Annotated in this window: 16 protein-coding genes and 6 pseudogenes; 11 read left to right on the top strand and 11 right to left on the bottom strand. The window is 53.6% G+C overall.

The genetic code is table 11. The annotated features are described in order from the left end of the window. The first annotated feature begins 31 nt into the window (after positions 1-31). Together CPH65_RS13075 and CPH65_RS13080 are read left to right on the top strand one after the other, a co-directional pair. A complete protein-coding gene (locus CPH65_RS13075) occupies positions 32-1,600 on the top strand; it encodes an FGGY-family carbohydrate kinase (protein ID WP_096173855.1) in 1,569 nt (522 codons plus the stop codon). Positions 1,601-1,650: 50 nt separating this feature from the next. Then, entirely contained in the window at positions 1,651-2,280 is a 630-nt protein-coding gene (locus CPH65_RS13080) for a class II aldolase/adducin family protein (protein ID WP_096173856.1), read from the top strand. A 236-nt stretch (positions 2,281-2,516) separates the two neighbouring features. Here the strand turns inward: CPH65_RS13080 and CPH65_RS13085 are convergent, their stop codons facing one another. The 5 genes from CPH65_RS13085 to CPH65_RS13105 form a co-directional block, all read right to left on the bottom strand. Continuing rightward, complete coding sequence (locus CPH65_RS13085; RefSeq protein WP_096173857.1) at positions 2,517-3,404, bottom strand: SMP-30/gluconolactonase/LRE family protein; 888 nt, start codon at positions 3,402-3,404, stop codon at positions 2,517-2,519. Next, positions 3,388-4,920 (bottom strand): tripartite tricarboxylate transporter permease, encoded by a 1,533-nt coding sequence (locus CPH65_RS13090; RefSeq protein WP_096173858.1) that lies wholly within the window; start codon positions 4,918-4,920, stop codon positions 3,388-3,390. Before CPH65_RS13090 ends, CPH65_RS13085 begins: the two co-directional genes overlap by 17 nt. A gap of 3 nt (positions 4,921-4,923) precedes the next feature. Then, positions 4,924-5,466 (bottom strand): tripartite tricarboxylate transporter TctB family protein, encoded by a 543-nt coding sequence (locus CPH65_RS13095; RefSeq protein ID WP_096173859.1) that lies wholly within the window; start codon positions 5,464-5,466, stop codon positions 4,924-4,926. Positions 5,467-5,493: 27 nt separating this feature from the next. Next, positions 5,494-6,492, bottom strand: a complete 999-nt coding sequence (locus CPH65_RS13100; protein ID WP_096173860.1) for a tripartite tricarboxylate transporter substrate binding protein — start codon at positions 6,490-6,492, stop codon at positions 5,494-5,496. Between the two features lie 100 nt (positions 6,493-6,592). Beyond that, the gene (locus CPH65_RS13105) at positions 6,593-8,173 is read right to left on the bottom strand and encodes a sulfatase (protein WP_096173861.1); all 1,581 of its coding nucleotides are present in this window, start codon (positions 8,171-8,173) and stop codon (positions 6,593-6,595) included. 130 nt (positions 8,174-8,303) lie between these two features. On the opposite strand from CPH65_RS13105, the gene CPH65_RS13110 reads away from it, so the two are divergent. From CPH65_RS13110 to CPH65_RS25050, 6 genes and pseudogenes are all read left to right on the top strand, one after another. Continuing rightward, positions 8,304-9,227 (top strand): LysR family transcriptional regulator, encoded by a 924-nt coding sequence (locus CPH65_RS13110; protein WP_096173862.1) that lies wholly within the window; start codon positions 8,304-8,306, stop codon positions 9,225-9,227. Positions 9,228-9,671: 444 nt separating this feature from the next. After that, positions 9,672-11,006 carry an anaerobic sulfatase maturase gene (locus CPH65_RS24615; RefSeq protein WP_096173863.1) on the top strand — a complete coding sequence of 445 codons (1,335 nt, stop codon included), beginning with the start codon at positions 9,672-9,674 and terminating at the stop codon, positions 11,004-11,006. Positions 11,007-11,149: 143 nt separating this feature from the next. Continuing rightward, a pseudogene (locus tag CPH65_RS13120) lies at positions 11,150-11,398 on the top strand (transposase); the annotation flags it as partial. 429 nt (positions 11,399-11,827) lie between these two features. Then, a pseudogene (locus CPH65_RS13130) lies at positions 11,828-12,539 on the top strand (IS5/IS1182 family transposase); the annotation flags it as partial. Between the two features lie 467 nt (positions 12,540-13,006). Next, complete coding sequence (locus CPH65_RS13135) at positions 13,007-13,894, top strand: NAD(P)-dependent oxidoreductase (RefSeq protein WP_096173866.1); 888 nt, start codon at positions 13,007-13,009, stop codon at positions 13,892-13,894. Between the two features lie 232 nt (positions 13,895-14,126). Next, a pseudogene (locus tag CPH65_RS25050) lies at positions 14,127-15,078 on the top strand (IS630 family transposase). A 176-nt stretch (positions 15,079-15,254) separates the two neighbouring features. Here the strand turns inward: CPH65_RS25050 and CPH65_RS24630 are convergent. Next, positions 15,255-15,404, bottom strand: a pseudogene (locus CPH65_RS24630) (IS3 family transposase); the annotation flags it as partial. A gap of 285 nt (positions 15,405-15,689) precedes the next feature. Here CPH65_RS24630 and CPH65_RS13150 point away from each other — a divergent pair. Beyond that, positions 15,690-16,913 (top strand): annotated as a pseudogene (locus CPH65_RS13150) (IS256 family transposase). Positions 16,914-17,162: 249 nt separating this feature from the next. Here CPH65_RS13150 and tnpB read toward each other — a convergent pair. From tnpB to CPH65_RS13170, 4 genes are read right to left on the bottom strand one after another with little or no spacing between them, the layout of a single operon-like run. Beyond that, positions 17,163-17,390: an IS66 family insertion sequence element accessory protein TnpB gene (tnpB, locus tag CPH65_RS13155; protein WP_096171754.1), complete on the bottom strand. Its 228-nt coding sequence runs from the start codon at positions 17,388-17,390 to the stop codon at positions 17,163-17,165. Continuing rightward, the gene (locus CPH65_RS13160) at positions 17,387-17,791 is read right to left on the bottom strand and encodes a transposase (RefSeq protein WP_096171753.1); all 405 of its coding nucleotides are present in this window, start codon (positions 17,789-17,791) and stop codon (positions 17,387-17,389) included. Before CPH65_RS13160 ends, tnpB begins: the two co-directional genes overlap by 4 nt. Continuing rightward, a complete protein-coding gene (locus tag CPH65_RS13165) occupies positions 17,721-18,326 on the bottom strand; it encodes an IS30 family transposase (protein WP_096173868.1) in 606 nt (201 codons plus the stop codon). Before CPH65_RS13165 ends, CPH65_RS13160 begins: the two co-directional genes overlap by 71 nt. Beyond that, the gene (locus CPH65_RS13170) at positions 18,323-18,805 is read right to left on the bottom strand and encodes a helix-turn-helix domain-containing protein (protein WP_157747679.1); all 483 of its coding nucleotides are present in this window, start codon (positions 18,803-18,805) and stop codon (positions 18,323-18,325) included. The genes CPH65_RS13165 and CPH65_RS13170 overlap by 4 nt, the downstream gene beginning before the upstream one ends. Before the next feature lie 105 nt (positions 18,806-18,910). On the opposite strand from CPH65_RS13170, the pseudogene CPH65_RS25055 reads away from it, so the two are divergent. After that, positions 18,911-19,862: pseudogene (locus tag CPH65_RS25055) on the top strand (IS630 family transposase). A 338-nt stretch (positions 19,863-20,200) separates the two neighbouring features. Here CPH65_RS25055 and CPH65_RS13185 read toward each other — a convergent pair. Beyond that, on the bottom strand, positions 20,201-20,905 hold the full coding sequence (locus CPH65_RS13185; RefSeq protein WP_096173871.1) for a MurR/RpiR family transcriptional regulator: 705 nt from the start codon (positions 20,903-20,905) through the stop codon (positions 20,201-20,203). Between the two features lie 222 nt (positions 20,906-21,127). Here CPH65_RS13185 and CPH65_RS13190 point away from each other — a divergent pair, with 222 nt between their 5' ends. Further along, positions 21,128-22,624, top strand: a complete 1,497-nt coding sequence (locus tag CPH65_RS13190) for an FAD-binding oxidoreductase (RefSeq protein ID WP_096173872.1) — start codon at positions 21,128-21,130, stop codon at positions 22,622-22,624. The last annotated feature ends 51 nt before the right edge of the window (positions 22,625-22,675 follow it).

The following is a 22,675-nucleotide window of genomic DNA, read 5'->3' on the forward strand; positions in this document are numbered from 1 at the left end:
CAATCGCAACGAGAATGACTGGGTCAGGACAATGAAAAAAGATTTGGTACTTGGACTGGATGTCGGCACGACAAATGTCAAAGCCCTGCTTGTTACCGATCACGGGGACGTGCTCAGCGTTGCCTCCCGGCGCAACCCTGAAGAGACCCGTGTTCCGGGCCATTCGGAAACCGACATGGTCGGCCTATTCGAACGCTGTTGTGAAGTTCTTGTTGAGGCGATTGCCGATGTCGACGCCGCGCGGGTATGCGCACTTGGTGTGAATGGCCAAGGAGAAGGCCTCTGGGCACTGGACGAAGACAAAAAGCCCGTCGGGCCCGCCATTCAATGGAATGACAGCAGAGCCAATGAAACCGCGCGCGAATGGAGCGCCAACGAACCAATACTCAAGGCCTTTCGAGCGGCGACAGGCAGCGTGCCCTTCAGTGGTGCGACCAGTGTCATTCTCGCTTGGCTGAAACAGCATCAAGCCGAAACCTACAATAAAGTCAGACATGTATTCTGGTGCAAAGACTGGATACGGTTCTGCCTCTGTGGTGAGATTCTGAGTGACTATACGGATGCGTCAACGTCAACGCTGGATCTGGGCAAGCGCGATTGGGCCGTGGACCTGTTTAGCCAGCTTGGTATCAGCGAGGCCGCCAATTGGCTGCCGGATCTGAAGGAAAGCTATGAATGCGGCGGATACCTTCTGCCGGAAGTGGCTGAACGAACCGGTCTTCCCGCCGGATTGCCGATAGCTGTTGGCGCTCTCGACATCGTCGGAACCGCCATTGGCATGGGGGCGCAGTCGGAGGGCGATAGCTGCGTTATCCTCGGAACGACCTGTTGTTGTGAGACGGTGACCCGATTGGCGGAGACTGAACAAGGCTCCACAAGTGGTTTCGAGTGTTTTGCGATTGGTGAAAAATATATCAAAGTTACAGCATCCATGGCTGGCGGACCAAGTTTGGACTGGGCCATCAAAACCCTTCTGAGCGCTGAAGAGCAGAGCAGCACTGACCTGTTCGAAAAGATTGATCGGCGCGTCAAAGCACTGCCGCCCGTGCCGGAAGGAATCATCTTTCATCCCTATATCAGCGAAGCAGGAGAACGTGCGCCTTTTAATAACCCCGGTGCGAAAGCTCAGTTCTTCGGGCTGAACCAGAGCGCTGACAAGTGGTGCATGCTCAAGGCTGTCTACGAAGGTGTCGCCTTCTCGATTCAGGATTGTATCGGCGACTTGAAGGGCCGCTTGCTTTTGTCGGGAGGGGGAGCACGATCAGGCGTATGGCCCCAGATTATCGCGGATTGCACGGGCCTTCCCGTTTTGACCTTCGATGAAGCGGAGAGTTGCGCTAAGGGGGCTGCCTTCTTCGCCTGCAAGTGCGCTCACCCCGAGTTGTCGTTCGGCGACATCGCAGGCCGGTTCGAATGCTCCAACCAGACGTATCAGCCGCAATCAAACGCCCACTGGATCTACGAGGCTCATTTCCCATTCTACAGGGGAATCCGTGAGCAACTGGACGGTATATGGCGGCAACACCAGCGGTATCAGCAGAAACTGAGGACTGAGAAGCAAACAAATGCGAGCGAACAAGTCTCGTTTCCGCTTAATTGAAATCTTAAACTGTTGCGACGAGAGAAGCAGGCAATAGACGAGGAAATACAATGAATTATAATGACTTCAAAACTGAACGAGAGTGCGTTGCCTACTTCATGCGGCGTCTTTATCAGAACCAGTTGACGACGTGCTCGGGTGGCAACCTGAGTATGCGGCTCGATGAAAAACATGTGATCATCACGCCGTCCAGTTTGGATAAGGGGGTGATCGAAGCCGGTGAAATCGGGCTTGTGACCATTGATGGCGAGAACCTGACACCGCATCTCAAATCCAGCATTGAAACGGGCATGCATCTGGAAATCTTTCGCCGTCGTCCAGACGTCAAAGCCGTTGTGCATGCACACCCGGTGATGGCGTCCACCTTTGCGGCGGTCGATAAGGACATCAATACGACTCTCACCGCAGAATCCTATTTGGTCTTGGGGAATGTTGTGAATGCCCCATACGCCCTGATGGGATCCAAAGAGCTTTCAGTGATCGTTGGTAAAGCTGCCGAGAACAGCAATGTTATCGTCATGAAAAACCACGGCATTACCACCGTCGGCAAGTCCATGCTCGACGCTTTCGACAAAATGGAGTTGTTGGAAGCCTCCGCCAAAATGACCATCAATGCCGCCATTCTTGGTGGAGTGAGCCCGCTCACTGCTGAACAACGTGCACAACTTGATAACTGGTAGGGTCATGCAGTGAGTTGTTCCCCGTCAGCGCGTGTGGCTCCAAATAGGGCAATTTGCGAAGAGAGGTCGAATGCCACTGAGAACTGACCCGCGAGAAATTATTCATATGGAACTGAAATAGGTATCGTAATTGATATCTGTTTCAGGAGGTTATGATGCCGGGTTCTTTCGCCCATCGATCATCTGGTTGCTGAAATTGTTGCACTTTGCTCGAATTGACTAAGTCTTCCATGACGTCAAAACCCGGACACTCGACAGATTGGTCCGGCACGCACGGGCAGCTGTTTGACTAAAAGGCCACCAGCGGCGGGTTGCTCATCAAGTGCCTCTGGTCCAAGAAAACGCCGCTGACATGTCACGAACAGGCTCGAGCCGTCTTTGCCGCCGATTGTCACCGCCGTCGGGCGCGAGACAGGGGCCTGATGCCGCCCCAGGAGACGACCGGATGGGGAGAGATGCAACACCGCACCCGAGCCAACCACCGCAACCCAGAAATTTCCATCTGCATCCATGCAGGCGCTATCAAGCGTATCACCCGGATTGGTGCGGTAGATTGTTCGGGAGCTGATTTCCGCACCGGTCGCCGGATCGACTTCAAGCATTTCCAAAACACCGCTCGGGGAATCGGTGAACAATAGATCCTGCCCGCTCCCGCACGGAACAATCGCATTGGGAATCTGCACTCCCTCACGGACCACGTGAATACTGCCATCAAAATCGCGCCGATAGAGCCGTCCGATGGCTTTCCCGGAAAGGGTCATATCCATAGAGCCGAACCATAGGCGACCGAGTCGGTCCGGCCGGCCATCATTGAGGCGCACTGTTGGGCGGTCACTTTCCGTATCCGATTGCTGTTCCCAGTTCCCGTTTTCGGGAGCATAGGTCCAGAGACCGTCTTCGAGCCCCAGAACCAGTCGCCCGCTATCGGCGAATGTCACAAAACCGGGCTGTGAGGGCGTAGGAACAACTCGGCTGGACCCGTCTTGCGTCGTAGCAAGCAACCGCTGAGCCTGAATGTCGATCCACCAGACACAGCAGCGGGCTTCATCCCACAGAGGCGACTTGCCCGTGATCGCCATAGGCTGGGAAAGCAGCTCGAAAGGAGCTTCAGTCTGCTGAAGCATTTTGCATCTCCGAGGGCGACAGTCGCCTTCCGGGAAGAAGTCTGCGTCTTGTTTCCTTTGGCAAAATCGCCCAAAGGATCACGATGAGATCAATGAACAAAATGGCCATGGCAATCGGACGTTCGGCGAAAATGGAGAGGCCATCTTGTGAGAGCAGAAGTGAACGCCGCAGATTTCCCTCGGCGATGGGGCCGAGAATGACACCAATCACGATAGGCGAAAGCGGATACTGGAACTTGCGCAGCACATATCCGACGATACCGAACAGAAAGGCCATCCAGAGATCATAGACCGAAGACTGGATCGCATAGACGCCGATCATCGACATCAGAAGCACCGAGGGCACCAGATATTGCTTGCGCAGTTTGAGCACGGAGACAAAGATCGGCGTCATCAGAATGCCGAGCACAAACAGAAAGACGTTGGCGAGTAGGTAAGCCAGAAACACCCCGCCGACCACATCGCCACTGAGTGAGAAGAGCTGCGGGCCGGGTTGCAGCCCAAGCAGCATCAAGGCGCCCATCAGAACGGCACAGGCAGAATCGCCAGGGATCGCCAGTGCCAATGTGGGAATAAGCGCACCACCACAACAGGCGTTGTTGGAGGATTCGGTCGCGACCACGCCGCCTATAGCGCCTTGCCCATAAGCCTCTTCGGGCTTCGCCCGTGCCTTGGCGATGGCATAGGAGGTGAAGGACGCGATGATGCCACTGGCGCCGGGCAAGGCACCAAAAAAGGTGCCGATGATTGAAGAGCGGAGCAGGTTCCAGCGATGGCCTAAGGTCAGAAACAGAGATCGGAAGGAGACCTTGGCGTTGAGCACCTTTGGTGTCGCTGACAATCGGCCTTCTTCGATCTGATAAGCGGCCTCGGAGATGGCAAACAGACCAACAACAATGGCCACGATATGGATGCCGCCCGACAGGTTGGAATCTCCGAAGGTGAAGCGTTGGGCGTTTGACATGGGGTCGGTGCCAACCACGGCGATCAGGATGCCCAGACATCCGGTCAGCAGTCCTTTAGTTGTCGATTCCGAAGAGACCACCGCTATAGCCATCAGCCCCGTCACGGCGAGGGCAAAGTATTCTGGCGGGCCAAAATTCACGGCGATGCTGGCCAGCATCGGTGCAAAGAAGACCAGGATCACCCCACCGAACATACCGCCAATGGCGGACGCTGAGATGGCGACGCCGATGGCATCCCCTGCGCGTCCCTTTTTGGCAAGAGGGTAACCATCCAAGAGCGTCGCTGCAGCAAGAGGCGTGCCGGGAATACGCAGCAAGATCGCCGAGATGGCACCACCACAGGAGCCCCCGACGTAAATGGCGATCAACATGCCCATGCCGGCAACGGGCGGCAGATAGAATGCAGCAGGCAACAACAGGATGATGCCCATGAGGGGGCCAAGACCCGGAAGTGCGCCAACGAGAAGACCACCAGCGCAGCCGAGCGCAACTAACAGAATGACCGACGGAGTGGCAACCAGATCAACACCGGACAGTAGAAGATCAAACATATCTTACAGACCCAGCAAGTGGTAGGGGATGGAAAAGCTGAAATATCCGAGCGGCAGGACAATCTTCAGCAGACCTTCGAAAATGAAGGAGCTGATCAGGGTCAGTGCCACACTGGCCAGAAATGCCCGATACCAAGGCCTTGCATCGAGCACATAGAACATCGCCCCAATGACAAGGACCGAGGTGAGATGAAAGCCCAAAGGCTCTAGGGCCAGAAGATACAGCAGCACCAGCGCGAAAATGATGATCTCCTGAAATCTCAGCCGCCTCTTGGGTTCGGGAACGTCCAGCATTTCATCTTGCGCTACTTCCTCATCCTCAGGCACACCGGCAATCAGCATTTGTAAGGCAATGATCACTCCAAGGCCGGCCATGACAAGCGCAACATAGCGCGGAAAGAGCGCCGCATTGAACAGAGCATCACCGGAGGCGACTCCCTGTTCTGTAAGGGAGGTTGCAATCTGCTGGAACACCAGTCCAACAATACCGAACATGGTCAAGAGGACGATCCAGTGGCCCCATATTTTCAGGCGTTTGTCCGTCATTGATGCTCCCTCCCTTCGCTTCGGTGGTTATTTACCCGAGATTTTCTTCTGTTCCCAGGCAATGGCTTCTTTGGCGGATTTCAGTTGTTCACCAACAGCACCCACGATCTCGTCGTATTTCTCCGGCGGATACATGGTGGGCACGAAGCCGGTGTCCCTCAGCTTCTTCTGAATATCCTCACGCGACAGGGCCGCTTTCATGGCATCGCGCAATTTTGCAACGACATCATCAGGCGTGCCCTGTTTCACCAGATACCAATGCCAACCCGTCGGAGACAATCCGGACAGTCCCAGCTCGGTGCCGAATTCACCAACAAGGGGGGCATTGTCGAACATCTCCCGATCTTTCTCGTTTTCCGTCAGGACAGCAAGCACCTGAAAGGCATCGGAGTTGGAGCGGTAAGTGGTGGGGTTGTTGAAGGTAAAGTCAAGCAGTCCGCCGCGCAGGTCCTTGAAAGCATCACCATCCTGCGGATAGGGAATGTTGCGGGCATATACATCATTGGCCTGCATCATTTTGGCGAGCACCATATGCGGAATGTTGCCGATGGAACCGGAAGAATAACGCAGCTTGCCCGGATTTTCCTTCATATACTGGATGAAGCTGGGAAAATCGGTCCAGCGCGTTTCGTCCTTGCGGGTCACGATGGCAAAAGGCACCGCGGTTGCTGACCAGAGGGGGATGAAATCCTTGTGCGTCCAATCGGCATTGCCAACCATCGGCTGAAGGACAAGCGGAGCGACCCAGCCATCAATCAGGGTGTAGCCATCTGCTGGTTTCTTCATGGCCGTATCAAAGGACTTGACCCCTGCCGCGCCGGGCGTGGAAACAACATTGATGTTCACCCCCAGTTCCGTGCTGATGGCTTCGGAGATGATCTGGCTGACCGCCATAGCGGACCCCGGGCCCCACGGGAATATGTTCTGGATGTTGCGATCTGGATACTCGGCTGACGCGGGGCTGCACAAGGCAGCCGCGGTTGCTCCGGCGATCACGGCCGTACGAATGAATGAAATTGGCTTCATTTGGTCCTCCCTTGGATCCGGGGCCTTCCCGTTTCGGACAAGGCCTCGCTGTTTTTGCCTTGTCAGTGCGCCTCCTCGCGCCCGGACCGGCATTGCTGCTTTATGGCGCGCCTTCACGCCGGTATTTCTCAAGCCCGTAAAGGGTGTAAATTTCTTCGGGCGCATCGTGACGCATCAGCTCATCGGTGATGTCCTGACAGAAGCGCTCGACCAGTTGGTCATCTGAGATGGGCTCGCGCTGTTCAGGATCGGTCTCAAGCGCGAAAAGTTGGGTTTCTTTGGGGCGGTTGCGTACGGCATCAAGCCCGGCCTCACCGTTGTCAGGCGCCATGGGAAGCCGCAAGACCGGTGCGCCCTTGGTGAAATCAAAACCGGACACCAGCTCCGCCTGTTGCAGCTCTTCGGGACTGAACATACGCACCATATGCGAAGGAGCAAGCGTGTAAAGATGGAAGCCCTCGCCGTCGGCCTTCACCGGATAGTGGTAGTAGACATGGCTCCCGTCCGTCACACCAATCGGCCCAGCAAACATGCCAAAGATGACGCTTCGGCTCTCTTGATCCCGTTCGCCGGTCAAGGCTGGCAGCAGAGAGTGACCGCAGGCTTCAGCAAAATTGGGCTGTCCGAACAGATCAAGGAATGTCGGGGCCAGATCCGGTGTCTGGGTGACCGCCTGACTGCGCGTCCCTCCGCGCTTCGCATGGTCGGGATGCCAGATAAAAAGCGGGATATGTGAGATTTCCTCGTAGTAAGGCATTTTGTTCTTGCCCCACCACTCGTGCTCTCCCAGAAGGAAACCGTGATCGGTCGTGACAATCAGGCAGGTGTTGTGCCATGCCCCTTCTTCATCCATCCAGTCGAGCAACTTTCCAAGATAATGATCGCATTGGGCAACGAGCGCTGCGTAGTTGGCCCGGACATCATTGATTTCGCCCTCGTCATTGGAGCTTTTTTCATAGGCTGGCCAGTCGAGCACCTTGCCTTGAGGCGTTGTTGCATACGCCTCGCGAAAGCGATCCGGCGCACAGAATGGCTCATGCGGGTCGAAGCACTCGATCTGAAGGAAAAACTCATCTGCCTCCTTATTCAAATCGAGAAACTCGAATGCGCTCGCGAACACCTGCGGGGTGGGAAAGTCTTTCTCTTCTTTGACGAACATCGTGTTGACTGCGTGGCGCATGCGCCGCCATGCCAGAATTTCGCTGGTTTGCATGGTCGGCGCATGATTGGATGCCAACTTGTCCAGAGGATAATGGCGGGCGTCAAACTGTGCCGACAACGCATCCAGCGGAGGATGCACCACTCCCTTGATCGCGTCATGCTCCTGCCCCCGAATAATGTCAAAGCTTTCATAGGCAGAGCAGTAACCGGTGCCGCCATTCTCAATATAGTGCATGTGATCGGTCACGAGGTGGGTATAGATGCCAGCTTCGCCAAGCTGACGCGCAAAGGAATTGTCAAACGGCTCCAGAGGCCCCCAAGGACGATGCATGAAATTGAGGCGGCCAGTGTGAATGTCCCGCCGAGCCGGCATACACGGCAAAGACCCACCATAGTGATTGTCAAAAGTGACACCTTTGGCTGCAAGACGGTTGAAATTGGGTGTCTTCACAGCAGTTCCGCCGTAGGCTTCAAGCGCCTCGCGGTTCAGAGAATCGAACATGACAAAAATCGTGCGCATGGCAGGTGTTTCCATCCGGTCTTATGACGACAATCACTTGGAGGCCGGGCCTTTCAGGTTTGGCTTGACGGCACGCTAGCAAGGGTCAACAATAAAAGAAAATAGAAAGACCGGTAACTGGAAATAGAAATTGGCTATCGATAGAAATCTGTTCGCCTTCCTCGCAGTCGCTGAGACAGGTAACCTCACCGCAGCGGCCGAGCAGTTGCATCTGGCTCAACCTTCATTGACCAAGCGATTGAAACTATTGGAAGATGAATATGGGGCGCGCCTGTTTGAGCGTCATCCTCGCGGCATGACACTCACCCCCGTCGGGCGGGTGTTGATGGATCATGCCAAACGAATTGAACAACGTTATATTCAGGCTCGCGAGGCGATCGACGCGGAGAAGACAAACAAGCTGGAGCGGCTGAAAATCGGCGCAGGTCCGCTGTTTCAGCGTGCCTTGTTGGCCAATGCCTTTGATACATTGCGGCAGGAATTTCCCGAAACCCTGTTGGAATTGCGTGCTGATGTGCATGAGCAGAACTTGCCCTTGCTCAGGCATGGGCACCTCGACGTGGTCTTCGGCGCCCTGATAACCGAAATCGATGAGGACGACATCGAAGCCATTGGTTTGCTCAAGGTCCATCTGGGTGCTCTTGCACACCTCGATCACGCGCTCCACGGCAAAACAAGTGTAACGATCCGCGATCTGGCTGCCTGTCCATGGATCCTCTATTCCAACGACAAGGATACCTCGTCCATGGTGCGCGGCTATTTTGTCCGCAACGGACTGACGCCTCCGACCTTCTCCATCCGCACTTCGTCCTATGAGTTCGGCCTCGATATGGTGGCGAAGGGCAACTATATTATGCCCATTCCAGCTGAACTCGATCAGTTCCTTAGACCCTCGGGCATGCGGGTTCTGCCACTGGATGAGCCGATTGACCGATTCATCTCCGGCGCCTATGTGCGCAGCTCGACGCTGGCTTATCCGGTTGTACGCAGACTGCTCGAACTGATCCGGCAAAAGGCAAACGAATTGCAGATCCAACTGACGCCTAAACTCTAGAGCGATCAAGGCAGCGCATTGATGGTCTCAGAACAGGCCCTCGTTTTGGCCCGGCATTCCGTTATCGCCAAAATCTATATCCATCGCCCTTGCTATCTATTTTTCTTAATTGCCGCTCCTTGCTATTCATGATGCTGATCAGAGGAAGCCGCTATGCGGATAACCTCTTTGCCCTCCGGCTTTCAGCATCAAGGACAAACCCCGTGTTTGTGAGAGCATTTCTGCATCGTTTTATAGACACTATCAAATCCAAGTATCGCCCGGAAAAGCACTATATGCGCGGACCGGGACCAGCATGCGGTGGCCACGATAGGGGCAAATAGCCTTTTCGGAACTGGACCTTAGCCCCTTGTCCTCCTAATCTTTCGGCGCGGGATGATGGGCCTTTGTCCCAGGCGCGAGCGAGACCAGTCAAGCGAACAGCAATGAAGAGGACCGTAGTCAATGGCGACACAAACCGCCCGCCCATTTCAGGTGATGTCGAAACCCATCGGACCGCGCTGCAACCTTGATTGCACCTATTGTTATTATCTGGAAAAAGAACAGCTCTATCCGGAAACCAAGCGCTTCGATATGCCGGACGCCGTGCTGGAATCCTACATCCGGGATTTCATTGCCTCACAGGCCGATCTGCCCGATCCGGAAATCTGGTTCAACTGGCAGGGCGGGGAGCCGACTATCCTCGGGGTGGATTATTTCCGCCGCATCCTCGACTTGCAAAAGCAATATGCTCCAAATGGCAAACGCATCCGCAACGCCATGCAAACCAACGGCACTTTACTTGATGACGATTGGGGCGTGCTGCTGGCTGAAGGGGATTTCCTTGTCGGGTTGAGCCTTGATGGACCGCGTGCGCTGCACGACAAATATCGGCTTGACCGAGCTGGCCGCGCTAGCTTTGACAGTGTCATGGCTGGCCTGGAGACCCTCAAGAAACACAAGGTTGAGTACAATGTTCTCACCGTGGTGCATCGCGACACTGCGGCACAGCCACGCGAGGTTTATCGCTTTCTGCGCGAAATCGGGGCGGAATTCATTCAATTCATTCCCATCGTCGAACGCACCTCGGACGGGCAGACCTTGGCTGCGGCACCGCAGCTTGACGAGGATGGTACCGAATATAAAGTCACACCATGGAGCGTTCTGCCGCGGGCTTACGGCTCGTTCCTGTCGACCATTTTCGATGAATGGATAAAACAGGATGTCGGCAAGGTCTTTGTGCAGTTCTTTGACGTCCAGCTGGGCCTGTTCCTCGGTGCGCCATCCAGCTTGTGCTGGTTTTCCGAGACCTGTGGGCAAGGGCTCGCAATCGAGCATAATGGCGATCTTTACGCCTGCGATCACTATGTCTATCCCGAATACCGCCTTGGCAACATCCTCGACACGCCGATTGGTACGCTGGCGACTTCACCAAAGCAGATCGCATTTGGCGAGGAGAAGCGGACCAGCCTGCCCAAGCAATGCCAGACCTGCGATATCCGCTTTACCTGCAACGGCGGCTGCCCCAAGCACCGGTTTTTGAAAACCGACGATGGCGAGCCGGGCCTCAACTATTACTGCCGGTCGATGAAGCGTTTCATCAAGCATGCCGGACCTAAGCTCGAGATCATGAAAGGCCTTGTTCAGCAAGGACGTCCGGCAACGGATATCATGGAGATGATGCGGACAGGAAAGCTGGATGGCGCGCGTGTGCCGAAGGCTGCCGCAAAGGTTGGCCGAAACCACCCGTGCCCTTGCGGCAGCGGCCGCAAATACAAGGACTGCTGTCTAGGCGGCTAGGCCTCGCCAGAACTATGCGGGGGATAGGGCAGGAACATGTGATTTTTTAACCCGTTCCAACCAATGAAGACAGATAATGAAGCGTTCGCGTTTTACAGAAGACCAAATCTTCGGCATGATCAAAGAATAGGAAACCGGGATTCCGGCGGCGGAAGTTTGCCGCAAGCACGGGATCAGTTTTTGCAGCCTTTTACAAATACAAGGCCAAGTATGGCGGCATGGATGCCTCTGATGCTCGCAAGCTGAAGGCACTCGAAGAAGAGAATGCCAAGCTCGAAAAGTTGTTGGCCGAGCTGATGCCGAACAATGCCGTCCTGAAGGATATCGCATCAAAAAAAGTTAGCGCCTGTCGGCAAGCGAGATGCTGTGGCTCATGCCTGCAAAGAGCATGATGTGAACTATACATTGCCTGGTAGGCGATTGCGAGCAAACGCTGAGAGGGGGCGGGCGGGCGTGCCATTCTACAAGTTGAACGAACCGGTGTGCGTTGCAAAAGCATTGGGATGATGAAGCGGCTCTTCGAGAAGCAATCAACATGGAGGCGGCGAGACGTCACCCTTTTGCACATAGACGGCTTGCCACTATGCTGGCTCGCAAAGGCATTCATATAAACCATAGGAAACTCTGGAGGCTTTATCGGGAAGAGAAGCTTCAGGTTCGCAAGCATGGAAGTCGCAAACGCGCTCTGGGCGCCAGAAAGCCTATTTTGGTACCGGATCGGGTGAACATTATATTTCATGGACAGCTCGGAAAGCGTCAACTCATCCCGGATCGATTCAAATTGAATCCGATCCATCAAATCCCGGGACCGAACACCTAGCATCATTTTGCGTTGCAGCCATACCAGAGTTGCCAAAAAGGCGGCCTTGATGGCAGGCCGTTATGCCCATGCCAAACAGTTCAAGCGGATGCGCCGGGAGCTTAAGAAGCTGAATACCTATCTGGGTCGGGTCTACCGCGACATCAGTCGCAAGATTGCAGGCAACGAAGGTCTTGAGCATCGTTTCTCCCGTCTTTTGGGCTGGTAGAGCGGCTTCTGATCCAGAAGCCAAAAGACAAGAACAAGCTCTATTCCATGCATGCACCGGAAGTAGCCTGTATTGCCTAGGGCAATCCCTACGATGGACACCTTGAATGGCACCATCAGTCAGGCTGAGAAAGTGTGCGGAACCAAAGCTGAGCGTGTCTATGTGGACCGTGGTTATTGGTGCCATGACTATAAGGCGCTGCCAAGGTCATGATATCAGGTCAGAAGCGCGTACTGACGGCACAAATGAAACGTGAGCTGAAGCGACGATTAGCGATCGAAGTCACCATCGGTCATATGAAAACAGATGGACGACTTGACCGGAACTTCCTCAATGGCAAAATGGCGATGCCAACAATGCACTGTTGGTCGCAGCGGGTTATAACCTGCGTCTGATCCTCAATGCCCGGATATTTTTTCTGCTCTGGACCAGCAAACCCATCCCCAAAACGGTCAAAACGAATATTTGGGTATTGCTTCGGCCTCTCGCAACATCAATAGCTTAGCCGTTGTTCAGTGCGGACTCGATATTTGAAAGCTTTCACCCGTCGAACAAGGCAAGGCGGTCCTGATGATATAGGAAATCCGTTGAAGATGGGGTCTAGTCAGAATTCTCGCTGAAATCCTGGAATGTGATTTCGCACAATCGATATGAGGCGGATTAAAATCCGAGTTTCGTAGAATTTTGGAATGAAGTTCCATACAGCCTCGGCCAAGTTCGTTGAAAAAGTCGATGGACGGGTGCTGCAGTGCCACTTTCACAAAGCCGCCATCGATCCGTTGGGTGATTAGATTGAATGGCAAATGGGGGGGGGAGGGATGGAACAACGCCAATTTCTTGTTGGGGTCGACATTTCGAAAGGCTGCATGCTGGCATCTTCCTCACCAATTCGTTCATTCTCTTGATGCATCTATTTGAATGACCACGGATTTGGGCGTATGTTGCTGTCAGGAAAATTGGAGGGGAACTCTCATGCGTATTTTGTTTACTGGCGGGTCTGGCAAGGCTGGGCGTCATGCGATCGCTTATCTTGTCGAAAAGGGCCATCGCGTGCTCAATGTTGACCGGGTGCCGCTGAATCTGCCCGGTATTGAGAACCGCTTGGCTGACGTCACCGATGCAGGGCAAGTGTTCGATGTCATGGCGAGTTATGCCGGATTTGACGAACTGGAGCCGGGCGAAGGGGTGCCGAAGTTCGATGCTGTCGTGCATTTCGCAGCGATACCGCGCTTGCTGCTGACCTCGGACAATGAATGCTATCGGGTCAATACGATCGGAACCTATAACGTCATCGATGCGGCGGTGAAATTCGGCGTGCGCAAGATCATCTTTGCATCATCCGAGACGACCTATGGCATCTGCTTTGCCGACGGCGAGCGCAAACCGGATTATCTACCGATTGATGAAGAGCATCCAGTCATTCCTGAAGACAGCTATGCCATGTCGAAGGTTGCCAATGAAGTGACGGCCCGGTCGTTTCAGCGGCGTAGTGGTTTCGATATCTATGGTCTGCGCATCAACAATGTGATCGAGCCTCATGAATATGAGCAGGATTTCCCGGCTTATCTGGCCGATGCTTCGCTGCGGCGGCGCAATATCTTTGCCTATATCGATGCGCGGGATCTGGGGCAGATGGTTGACCGCTGCCTGAAAACTGACGGGCTCGGCTTTGAGATCTTCAACGTCTCAAATGATGATCATTCGGTTGCAGCAAGCACATCTGAACTGATCGAGACATATTATCAGGGTGTGCCTTGTCGAGAGATGGGCCCTACGGAGACCTTTTATTCCAACGACAAAGCCAAGAGGTTGCTTGGCTTCCAGCCAGAATATAATTGGCGCATGTATCTGGGCGGCTAGGCTGCAAGGTAAGGAGCCCACAGCCTCTTGAAACCGAGTTGGTTAGCTCTGATATCAAGCGACCTTCAGCGGCGCTACAGGGATTGGGCGTGTCATCAAGAAAATGAGCTACAATCCGCTCGATGAAAGATTGATGAACATGAGTCTAAGGCCTAAAGCATGTCGCAATTAATGAGATTCAGGATTCCCATTTTTGGCCAATTGTGATTCCCTTTGAGAAAAGGGGATCATCATGGGCAAATCACTTCCTATTGCATTGCGCGAACGTGTTGCTTCATTTGTTGAGGCCGGTCATTCGCATCGGGCGGCCGCTAGCCATTTCCGCGTGTCACCACGGTTTGTCAATAACCTGATGCTTCTCAAGAAAGAGACGGGTTCTGTGCAGCCTCGCAAGCAAGGCCGACCAGACAAAGGCAAGTTGGGTGGGCATCATGAATGGATCACAAGGCGCATGTCGGAGAATGGCGAACTGACGCTTGATGAGCTTTGTCTGGAATTGGCTGAACGCGGGGTCCATGTGCATCGCTCCAGCGTTGGGCGCCTGCTTCACAGGCTCGGCCTGAGCCATAAAAAAAAGTCTGGTAGCCACTGAACAGCTACGGGCCGCCATTGCTCACGATCGGTATGTATGGATCAATCAGCGCCAGCCTTTCTTCAACAAGGCATTGTCCCGATTGATCTTTATCGATGAGACATCAACCAACACGAAGCTGGCCAAACGGTCTGGATGGTCACCAAAAGGGCAGCGCTATCGCGCCCACGCTTCTTTTGGCCATTGGAAATCCCAGACCTTCATCGCTGGTTTGAGATCCCGTGGGATGGTTGCGCCCTGGATCGTTAACGCTCCGATGAACCGACGTATCTTTGAAACTTGGATTGAAACTCAACTACTGCCGCCCCTGTCAGCTGGCGACGTCGTCATCCTCGATAATGTCGCCTTCCACAAAAGTGAGAAAGCTGACAAGCTCGTCAGATCAAAGGGGGCATGGCTGCTGTTTCTTCCGCCATATTCACCGGACCTCAATCCCATCGAAATGGCATATTCCAAACTCAAGACACTGCTGCGCAAGCGAGCAGCCAGAAGCTTCGATGCAATCTCAGACGCGATCGGTGACATTTGTGACCTCTATTCTGCCAAGGAGTGTCTCAACTACTTCAAAGCTGCCGGGTATGAGGTCAATTAATCGCATCACGCTCTAGAGCAAATTGACTGAACACAGAGTTATTTCCATAATTCCCACAAGCGCGTAGTCGTGATTCACTCACCTCCGTGATTTGTGGAGGTGTGACCGTCCTCAAAAGAAATGGGACCAAGGTGGCTTCAAAATAGGAGAGAGTTTGCTTCATATGGTTTTGGATTTTATGCGGCTGTTTTGCAGTGAAGCAAGCGCTGTTTTTCGAGCGTTTGCTTTTTTATGATTTCTCTTTGTCTCAGAATGGCTTTGTTCCTTCCAAAATAGACGTGTGTCGGTGTCTCCTTGTTCAAACTTTCGTGGTACCGATGGTTATTGTCAGAGGTAATGGGATGAACTGCCTTTCCGCCAAATTCAAGCTATATTAGCTGAGATTGAGGGATAGGGGGATCATCATGATGAATATCGCGATCTTGGGCATAGATCTAGGCAAAACTGTATGCAGCCTCGCCGGTTTGGACAAGGATGGGGCCGTCATTTTCCGCAGACGCATTAAGCGTTTTAAATTGCTAGATTTTCTTGATGAGCTTTCCCCTTGTATTGTGGGACTATGCAGAATTTTGTGCCCTGGCGTGGTAACTCTAATATGAGGAGACCCACGTATGAGCATCGACAAAGCCCTTTTGGATCATCTGATGGAAGGCCGCAAAGCGGGCGATCTGTTCGGAGAGGACGGGATTCTGCAAGAACTGACCAAGGCGCTGGCCGAACGAGCCCTGAGCGCCGAACTGGACGAGCATCTGACCGAAGAACGCGCCGATGCGCCGCCTGAAGGCGCGAACCAGGCGCCAAATCGTCGCAATGGCCGCAGCCAGAAGACGGTGACCACCGACAGCGGGAAGGTCATTCTCGACATTCCCCGTGACCGCAACGGCAGCTTTGATCCTCTGCTGATCGCCAAGTATCAGCGCCGCTTTCCCGAGTTCGACACCAAGATCATCAGCATGTACGCGCGCGGGATGACGACCCGCGAGATCCAGGGGCATATCGAGGATATCTATGGTATAGAGGCGTCCCCGAGCCTGATTTCGGCGATCACCGATGCCGTGATGGAGGAAGTGACCGCCTGGCAGAACCGCCCGCTGGAACCGTGTTATCCGATTGTGTTCATGGACGCGATCCGGGTCAAGATCCGCACCGACGGCGTGGTTCTGAACAAGGCGGTTTTTGTGGCCCTGGCTGTTCTCCCGGACGGCACCCGCGACGTTCTGGGGCTTTGGTTCCAGGCCAATGAGGGTGCCAAGTTCTGGGCTAAAGTTCTCAGCGATCTGCGCAACCGTGGCGTTCAGGACATTCTCATCGCCGTCGTGGACGGTCTGAAGGGCTTCCCCCAGGCCATCGAGGCAGCCTTTCCTCAGACCCAGGTCTAGACCTGTATCGTGCATCTGCTGCGCCATTCCATGAGCTTTGCCAGCTACAAGGATCGCAAGGCCGTCGCAGCGGCTCTTAAGGCTGTCTACACCGCTGTGGACGCAGCAGCCGCGGAGACTGCGCTGGCGGAGTTCGAAAACAGCGACCTTGCCGCCAAATACCCGGCAATCGCGCCGAGTTGGCGCCGGACTTGGAACGAGGTGATCCCGTTCCTTGACTATCCGCCCCAAGTGCGCAGGCTGATCTACACCACGAACGCCATTGAAGCACTGAACTCGAAAATCCGCCGGGCCGTTCGCTCCCGCGGGCATTTCCCCAGTGACGAGGCAGCTGCGAAATTGATTTATCTCGCCCTGAATGCTACTTCTGTGGAATGGAAACGCTCCGTGCGCGAATGGCACTCAATGAAAAGCCAATTCGCCATAATGTTCGAAGATCGTTTCCCAATGGCGTAATTAATGCGCCAGGGCACAAAATTCTGCATAGCCACAATACAAGGGGAAAGCTCATCAAGAAAATCTAGCAATTTAAAACGCTTAATGCGTCTGCGGAAAATGACGGCCCCATCCTTGTCCAAACCGGCGAGGCTGCATACAGTTTTGCCTAGATCTATGCCCAAGATCGCGATATTCATCATGATGATCCTCCTATCCCTCAATCTCAGCTAATATAGCTTGAATTTGGCGGAAAGGCAGTTCATCCCATTACCTCTGCTCCTCAAGACGCTTGTAGGCGAGCACAAGCTCCGTACCATCCCAATAGAGAAGCTTCAGCCGATCTGCCCGGCGGGAGCGAAAGACAAACACTGTGCCAGTGAAGGGTTCCTTGTTCAGCGCGTTCCTGACCAGCGCAGCGAGGCCATCATGGCCCTTTCGGAAGTCCACCGGTTTGCTGGCCACCAGGATCTTCACCCGGTTCGAAGGAAAAATCATGACGAACGTGCAAGAGATCGCGCCACAGCGACTATCCTGCCTGCGCTTGCTCCTGCTTCGAGCCGAACGATCACAGAGCCACATTCGATCTCCGGACGGTCATGGCTCGTAACCGGCCCGCCACTCTCTGGTTCCAAATCGCTGCCGGGTTCTTCCACAATCAGGCTGGCAAACTCGATTGCGCCCTCAGGCTCCGGCAACACAAGCTTGCCAAGACGGGTTTGCGTGCGCCATGCGGAAAGGTGATTTGGCCGAACCCCATGCAGCGCGGCAACATCACGAACACGAGCACCCGGCTGTAGGCTTTCCGATACGATCTGCGCCTTCTCTTCATCCGTCCACTTGCGTGGCCTCCCGCGCGCACTCCGCGAAGGAGTGAGAAACTCCGCCGTACTCTCCATGGAGATACTCCATAAATATCAATATGAAGATCTCATCGCAGATCACGCCAGGGTGGATTCCATCGCGAAGTGCAACAGGTTTAAGCAAAGCAGATTTTGGCGTCTTTACCAAGGTCTTGCAGCAGCGCCTGGAATGGGTTTTGAATCCGAGGCATTTCCGCGGGGTGAGGTTCATGGTGAAGATGATGTCCTGCAGCTCCTCGTCGTCCATCGCGTCAATATCGAAGTCCCTTGGCAACCATCGCCTCAATCGACCATTCGCATTCTCTACTCCCCCCTTTTGCCAAGAGGCATAGGCATCGCAAAACCATGTCGTCATGTTGAACATGGAGCGCAGTAGGCTGTGCTGGGCGAAGGTTGTGTCATTGTCGAATGTGACTGACTTGCGCAAGGCCGGATCTAGGCGACGGAAGATAGACATCATCACCGAGACTGTTTCGGCCGCGCTCTTGCCGGTCATGCGAGCAGCCAGGGTAACCCGGGATTTTCTCTCGTGGATCACAAGCACAGGGCGGGTTCGCTTGCAGATGATCAGATCCGCTTCCCAATGCCCTGCCTCCTGGCGGTTTTTGCCGCTTCTGGCCGATCATGAATGGCTGCCCGATCCTTGGTCCTGTCGCGTGAACGGCGGGCACGCATAGGCCTGCGGATGCGATGTCCACGGGTCAGAAGCTTCCACAATGCTTCACTTTTCTGGCCAGCTCGATAGATGAAGCCGTAGATCGTCTCAAAGCATATAGGGCGCAAACCCTCCTCGTTACCTGCCTTCAGCCAGCCTGCAATCTGCTCCGGCATCCAGCCTTCCGACAGTCGGTCCCGAACAAACTGGCCGAGCTTCTCATCATCCTCAAGAATGGCAAGACGCTGCCGACGAAGCATATAGCTCCCATCGGCATGGCTGGGTGAATAGCGACCTGAGGGCAGCCGATTACGGCTCAACTCGCGACTGATCGTGGATTTGCAACGACCAACAAGCTCGCCGATTGAACCGATCGAGTGACCGGAATGTCTCAAGGTGGAAATCTGTTCTCTTTCATCGATAAAGCGTGTCGCAGTTAATGAGATTCAGGATTCCCATTTTTTGCCAATTGTGATTCCCTTTGAGAAAAGGGGATCATCATGGGCAAATCACTTCCTATTGCATTGCGCGAACGTGTTGCTTCATTTGTTGATGCCGGTCATTCGCATCGGGCGGCCGCCAGCCATTTCCGCGTGTCACCACGGTTTGTCAATAACCTGATGCTTCTCAAGAAAGAGACGGGTTCTGTGCAGCCTCGCAAGCAAGGCCGACCAGACAAAGGCAAGTTGGGTGTGCATCATGAATGGATCACAAGGCGCATGTCTGAGAATGGCGATCTGACGCTTGATGAGCTTTGTCTGGAATTGGCTGAACGCGGGGTCCATGTGCATCGCTCTAGCGTTGGGCGCGTGCTTCACAGGCTCGGCCTGAGCCATAAAAAAAAGTCTGGTAGCCACTGAACAGCTACGGGCCGCGATTGCTCATGATCGGTATGTATGGATCAATCAGCGCCGGCCTTTCTTCAACAAAGCATTGTCCCGATTGATCTTTATCGATGAGACATCAACCAACACGAAGCTGACCAAACGGTCTGGATGGTCACCAAAAGGACAGCGCTATCGCACCCACGCTTCTTTTGGTCATTGGAAATCCCAGACCTTCATCGCTGGTTTGAGATCCCGTGGGATGGTTGCGCCCTGGATCGTCAATGCTCCGATGAACCGACGTATCTTTGAAACTTGGATTGAAACTCAACTACTGCCGACCCTGTCTGCTGGCGACATCGTCATCCTCGATAATGTCGCCTTCCACAAAAGTGAGAAAGCTCAAAAGCTCGTCAAATCAAAGGGAGCATGGCTGCTGTTTCTTCCGCCATATTCACCGGACCTCAATCCCATCGAAATGGCATATTCCAAACTCAAGACACTGCTGCGCAAGCGAGCAGCCAGAAGCTTCGATACAATCTCAGACGCGATCGGTGACATTTGTGACCTCTATTCTGCCAAGGAGTGTCTGAACTACTTCAAAGCTGCCGGGTATGAGGTTAATTAATTGCGATATGCTTTAGCTACGATGCGCGATACGTCTGCCATGCGGCTGCGCGCTCGGCAACCACCTCGATACCATATCGAGGCGGGAGTGTTGCACTTCACAACGGAATTCGGGGCTGCGTATCAGGAAAAGGGAGCGACAGCCGAGATGCTCGGGAGGTGGCCAATTTACGCCTTGGCAGCAGAAGGCATGAATGGCAACTCTCAAATATTGCATTCTGGATATGATTGACTCTGGAACATAGCATCCAATCTCCGCAAACGAGGAGTGAAACGAAGCGCTTACCGATAAAAAACCAAATAGTACCGATGTTTTAAATTGGGATACCTTCTTGGGCATTATTGAAGTCGGGAAAGTTCCCTGATGACCTCCTCCATGAAAATGAAGAAAACAGTTCGAGTCTTTTGGAAGGGTTTGAGGGTGCTGGGCTGACACCTATCCGTGAGGCAGAAGATGCGATCATATAGCTTCAAGGTTGAGGGATTATATTCTTCCATGATGATGGCGACGTCCGCGCCTTTCATTTTTGTTTCCCGATGGATCTCTTCAAAGGATTTGAATGCGCCTGTTACGGTAAAAACAAGAAGCAGCGTGTTGGCATCAATGATTGAGGAAGCCGTGAGATCATCGGGAACAGCAATGCAGATCTTGTTGGTACAGGTCTTGAACTTATACTCGAAATACTGCGCGCAAAGATAGGACGGGCCGTATCCCAACAGCACAAGCTTGTTGTTTTCATGGATGAGGCTGGCCAGCTCCTTGACCTTGTTTTGATCAAAGGCCTCAAGAAAGCGCCCGATCCGCTCCAACTCGCTTGGCTGATTGGCTTCAAGCTGCGCGCGGCCATACAGATAGTCGAGATATTTCTTGTAATTGGCAAATCCAAGTTTCTGTACGAATTTCGATATCTTGGAGATCGAGCAGCTGCACATTTGTGCCGCGTCGGTGATACGGATCGTTTCGGTTGTTCGGCTGGCTTCTTTGAGCGTCGTATGGATCTGCTGTTCCAGCGGGTTCAGTGCGTCGAAATCTATGTTTAACATGGTGAGCCTTGTACGGTCTCTTGCTGTGCTGATGATTGTCCGCGCAATTTACTCTTATTTGGAAAATTTTCCAGACCCGATATGGAAAATTTTCCAATATATTCTAATATCGGTGCATAATTCGGAAAATAATGCCGGGGGAATTGAAAGATTTTCCCTCACAGCAGTAAGCTCCTGTCAACATCAGAAGATAATTTTCCAATCCAGACAGGAGGAAAGAAATTGGATTCCGCGACGATTTTGGACCAATTGGCTAAGTTGGTTGCCGCCGACCAGATCAATCAGAATGAAGAGGATTTGTACGAAGCCTCGGCTGACAGATACAAGAAATATGCAAAGGCCAGAAAGGTCCTTGATGTTCCGGCTCCAATCGCCATCGTTTATCCCAACAATGCTGATGAAGTCAGCTCTTTGCTGAAATTTTGCAACGACAATGGAATCAATGTGATCCCTCGCTCGGGCATGACGGCAACCGAAGGTGGGCTAGAAAACTGGAAAGAGACGACGCTGGTTATCGATACCGTGCGTCTCGACAAAATCATCAAGATCGATCCTTACAACAGCCAGGCTACCGTTGAGGCCGGCGTTGCCCTTCAAACCCTTGAAGACGAGCTGCGCAAGATCGGCTACACCACCGGCCATTCGCCCCAGTCAAAGCCTGTTGCAAAATATGGCGGTCTTGTTGCCACACGCTCCATCGGCCAGTTCTCCACGCTATATGGCGGCATCGAAGACATGGTTGTCGGGCTCGAATGCGTGTTTCCCGATGGTCAGATCTCTCGTGTCAAGAATGTTTCCCGCCGCGCTGGTGGACCGGACATTCGGCACATTGTCATAGGCAACGAAGGGGCGCTTTGCTACATCACCGAAGTGACGGTGAAGATCTTTAAATACTATCCCGACAACAACAAGTTCTATGGCTATCTGGTCAAGGATGTCGAGAGCGGCATCAAGATCCTGCGCGAAGTGATGGTCAATGGCTTCCGCCCCTCTGTTGCTCGCGTCTACTCAGAAGAGGATGCGGCCCAGCATTTTTATCATTTCCATGACAACAAATGCGTCCTGCTCTTCATGGCCGAAGGCCCCATGGGGATTGCCGAGGCAACAGGCGCGGGGATCGAAGAAGCCGTCGAGACCTTCAAGGGTGGCATCATCCGTCAGGTCGACAGCCAATTGATCGAAGACTGGTTCAACCATCTGAACTGGTCTCAGCAGGATATCGATGACGAAGTTGCGGAAATGGAAGCGCAAGATTCTCACGCCGGATTCACCACGGAAATCTCGGCCGATTGGGAGACCATCCCCATCATCTATGATGCGGTCATGGAACGGGTGCGCAAGGAATTTCATCGCGCTGAAGATCTCACCATGCTCGGCGGTCATTCTTCGCACAGCTATCTGAACGGGACGAACATGTATTTCGTCTACAACTACCGGATCAACTGCGCACCGGAAGATGAGTTGCTCGTCTATCACCATCCGCTTCAGACGATCGTCGTCGAAGAGACGCTCAAACATGGTGGCTCCATGTGCCATCACCACGGCATCGGGAAATATCGAAGCGAATGGACCAAGGCCGAACATGGCTCTGCCTTCTACATGCTCGAAAAGCTCAAGGAAGCTTTCGACCCGAAAGGGATCATGAACTACGGCACCATTTTCCCTCAGCAAGCGGTCAACAAATACATCTATCAGGACGATGAAACCAGCGACCGGTGATCGCTGCCTGACTCAAGGAGTGACTCAAGGACAGGGCTGACGGACTGTTGG

This window comes from Cohaesibacter sp. ES.047, from assembly GCF_900215505.1.
Lineage (GTDB): Bacteria > Pseudomonadota > Alphaproteobacteria > Rhizobiales > Cohaesibacteraceae > Cohaesibacter.

What these genes read in the sequence shown, in the direction of transcription:
- CPH65_RS13160 (WP_096171753.1), bottom strand. Translation starts at nt 17,791, where the DNA reads ATGGAGAGTACGGCGGAGTTTCTCACTCCTTCGCGGAGTGCGCGCGGG.
- CPH65_RS13075 (WP_096173855.1), top strand. Translation starts at nt 32, where the DNA reads ATGAAAAAAGATTTGGTACTTGGACTGGATGTCGGCACGACAAATGTC.
- CPH65_RS13185 (WP_096173871.1), bottom strand. Translation starts at nt 20,905, where the DNA reads ATGTTAAACATAGATTTCGACGCACTGAACCCGCTGGAACAGCAGATC.
- CPH65_RS13085 (WP_096173857.1), bottom strand. Translation starts at nt 3,404, where the DNA reads ATGCTTCAGCAGACTGAAGCTCCTTTCGAGCTGCTTTCCCAGCCTATG.
- tnpB (WP_096171754.1), bottom strand. Translation starts at nt 17,390, where the DNA reads ATGATTTTTCCTTCGAACCGGGTGAAGATCCTGGTGGCCAGCAAACCG.
- CPH65_RS13105 (WP_096173861.1), bottom strand. Translation starts at nt 8,173, where the DNA reads ATGCGCACGATTTTTGTCATGTTCGATTCTCTGAACCGCGAGGCGCTT.
- CPH65_RS13095 (WP_096173859.1), bottom strand. Translation starts at nt 5,466, where the DNA reads ATGACGGACAAACGCCTGAAAATATGGGGCCACTGGATCGTCCTCTTG.
- CPH65_RS13090 (WP_096173858.1), bottom strand. Translation starts at nt 4,920, where the DNA reads ATGTTTGATCTTCTACTGTCCGGTGTTGATCTGGTTGCCACTCCGTCG.
- CPH65_RS13100 (WP_096173860.1), bottom strand. Translation starts at nt 6,492, where the DNA reads ATGAAGCCAATTTCATTCATTCGTACGGCCGTGATCGCCGGAGCAACC.
- CPH65_RS13080 (WP_096173856.1), top strand. Translation starts at nt 1,651, where the DNA reads ATGAATTATAATGACTTCAAAACTGAACGAGAGTGCGTTGCCTACTTC.
- CPH65_RS13135 (WP_096173866.1), top strand. Translation starts at nt 13,007, where the DNA reads ATGCGTATTTTGTTTACTGGCGGGTCTGGCAAGGCTGGGCGTCATGCG.
- CPH65_RS24615 (WP_096173863.1), top strand. Translation starts at nt 9,672, where the DNA reads ATGGCGACACAAACCGCCCGCCCATTTCAGGTGATGTCGAAACCCATC.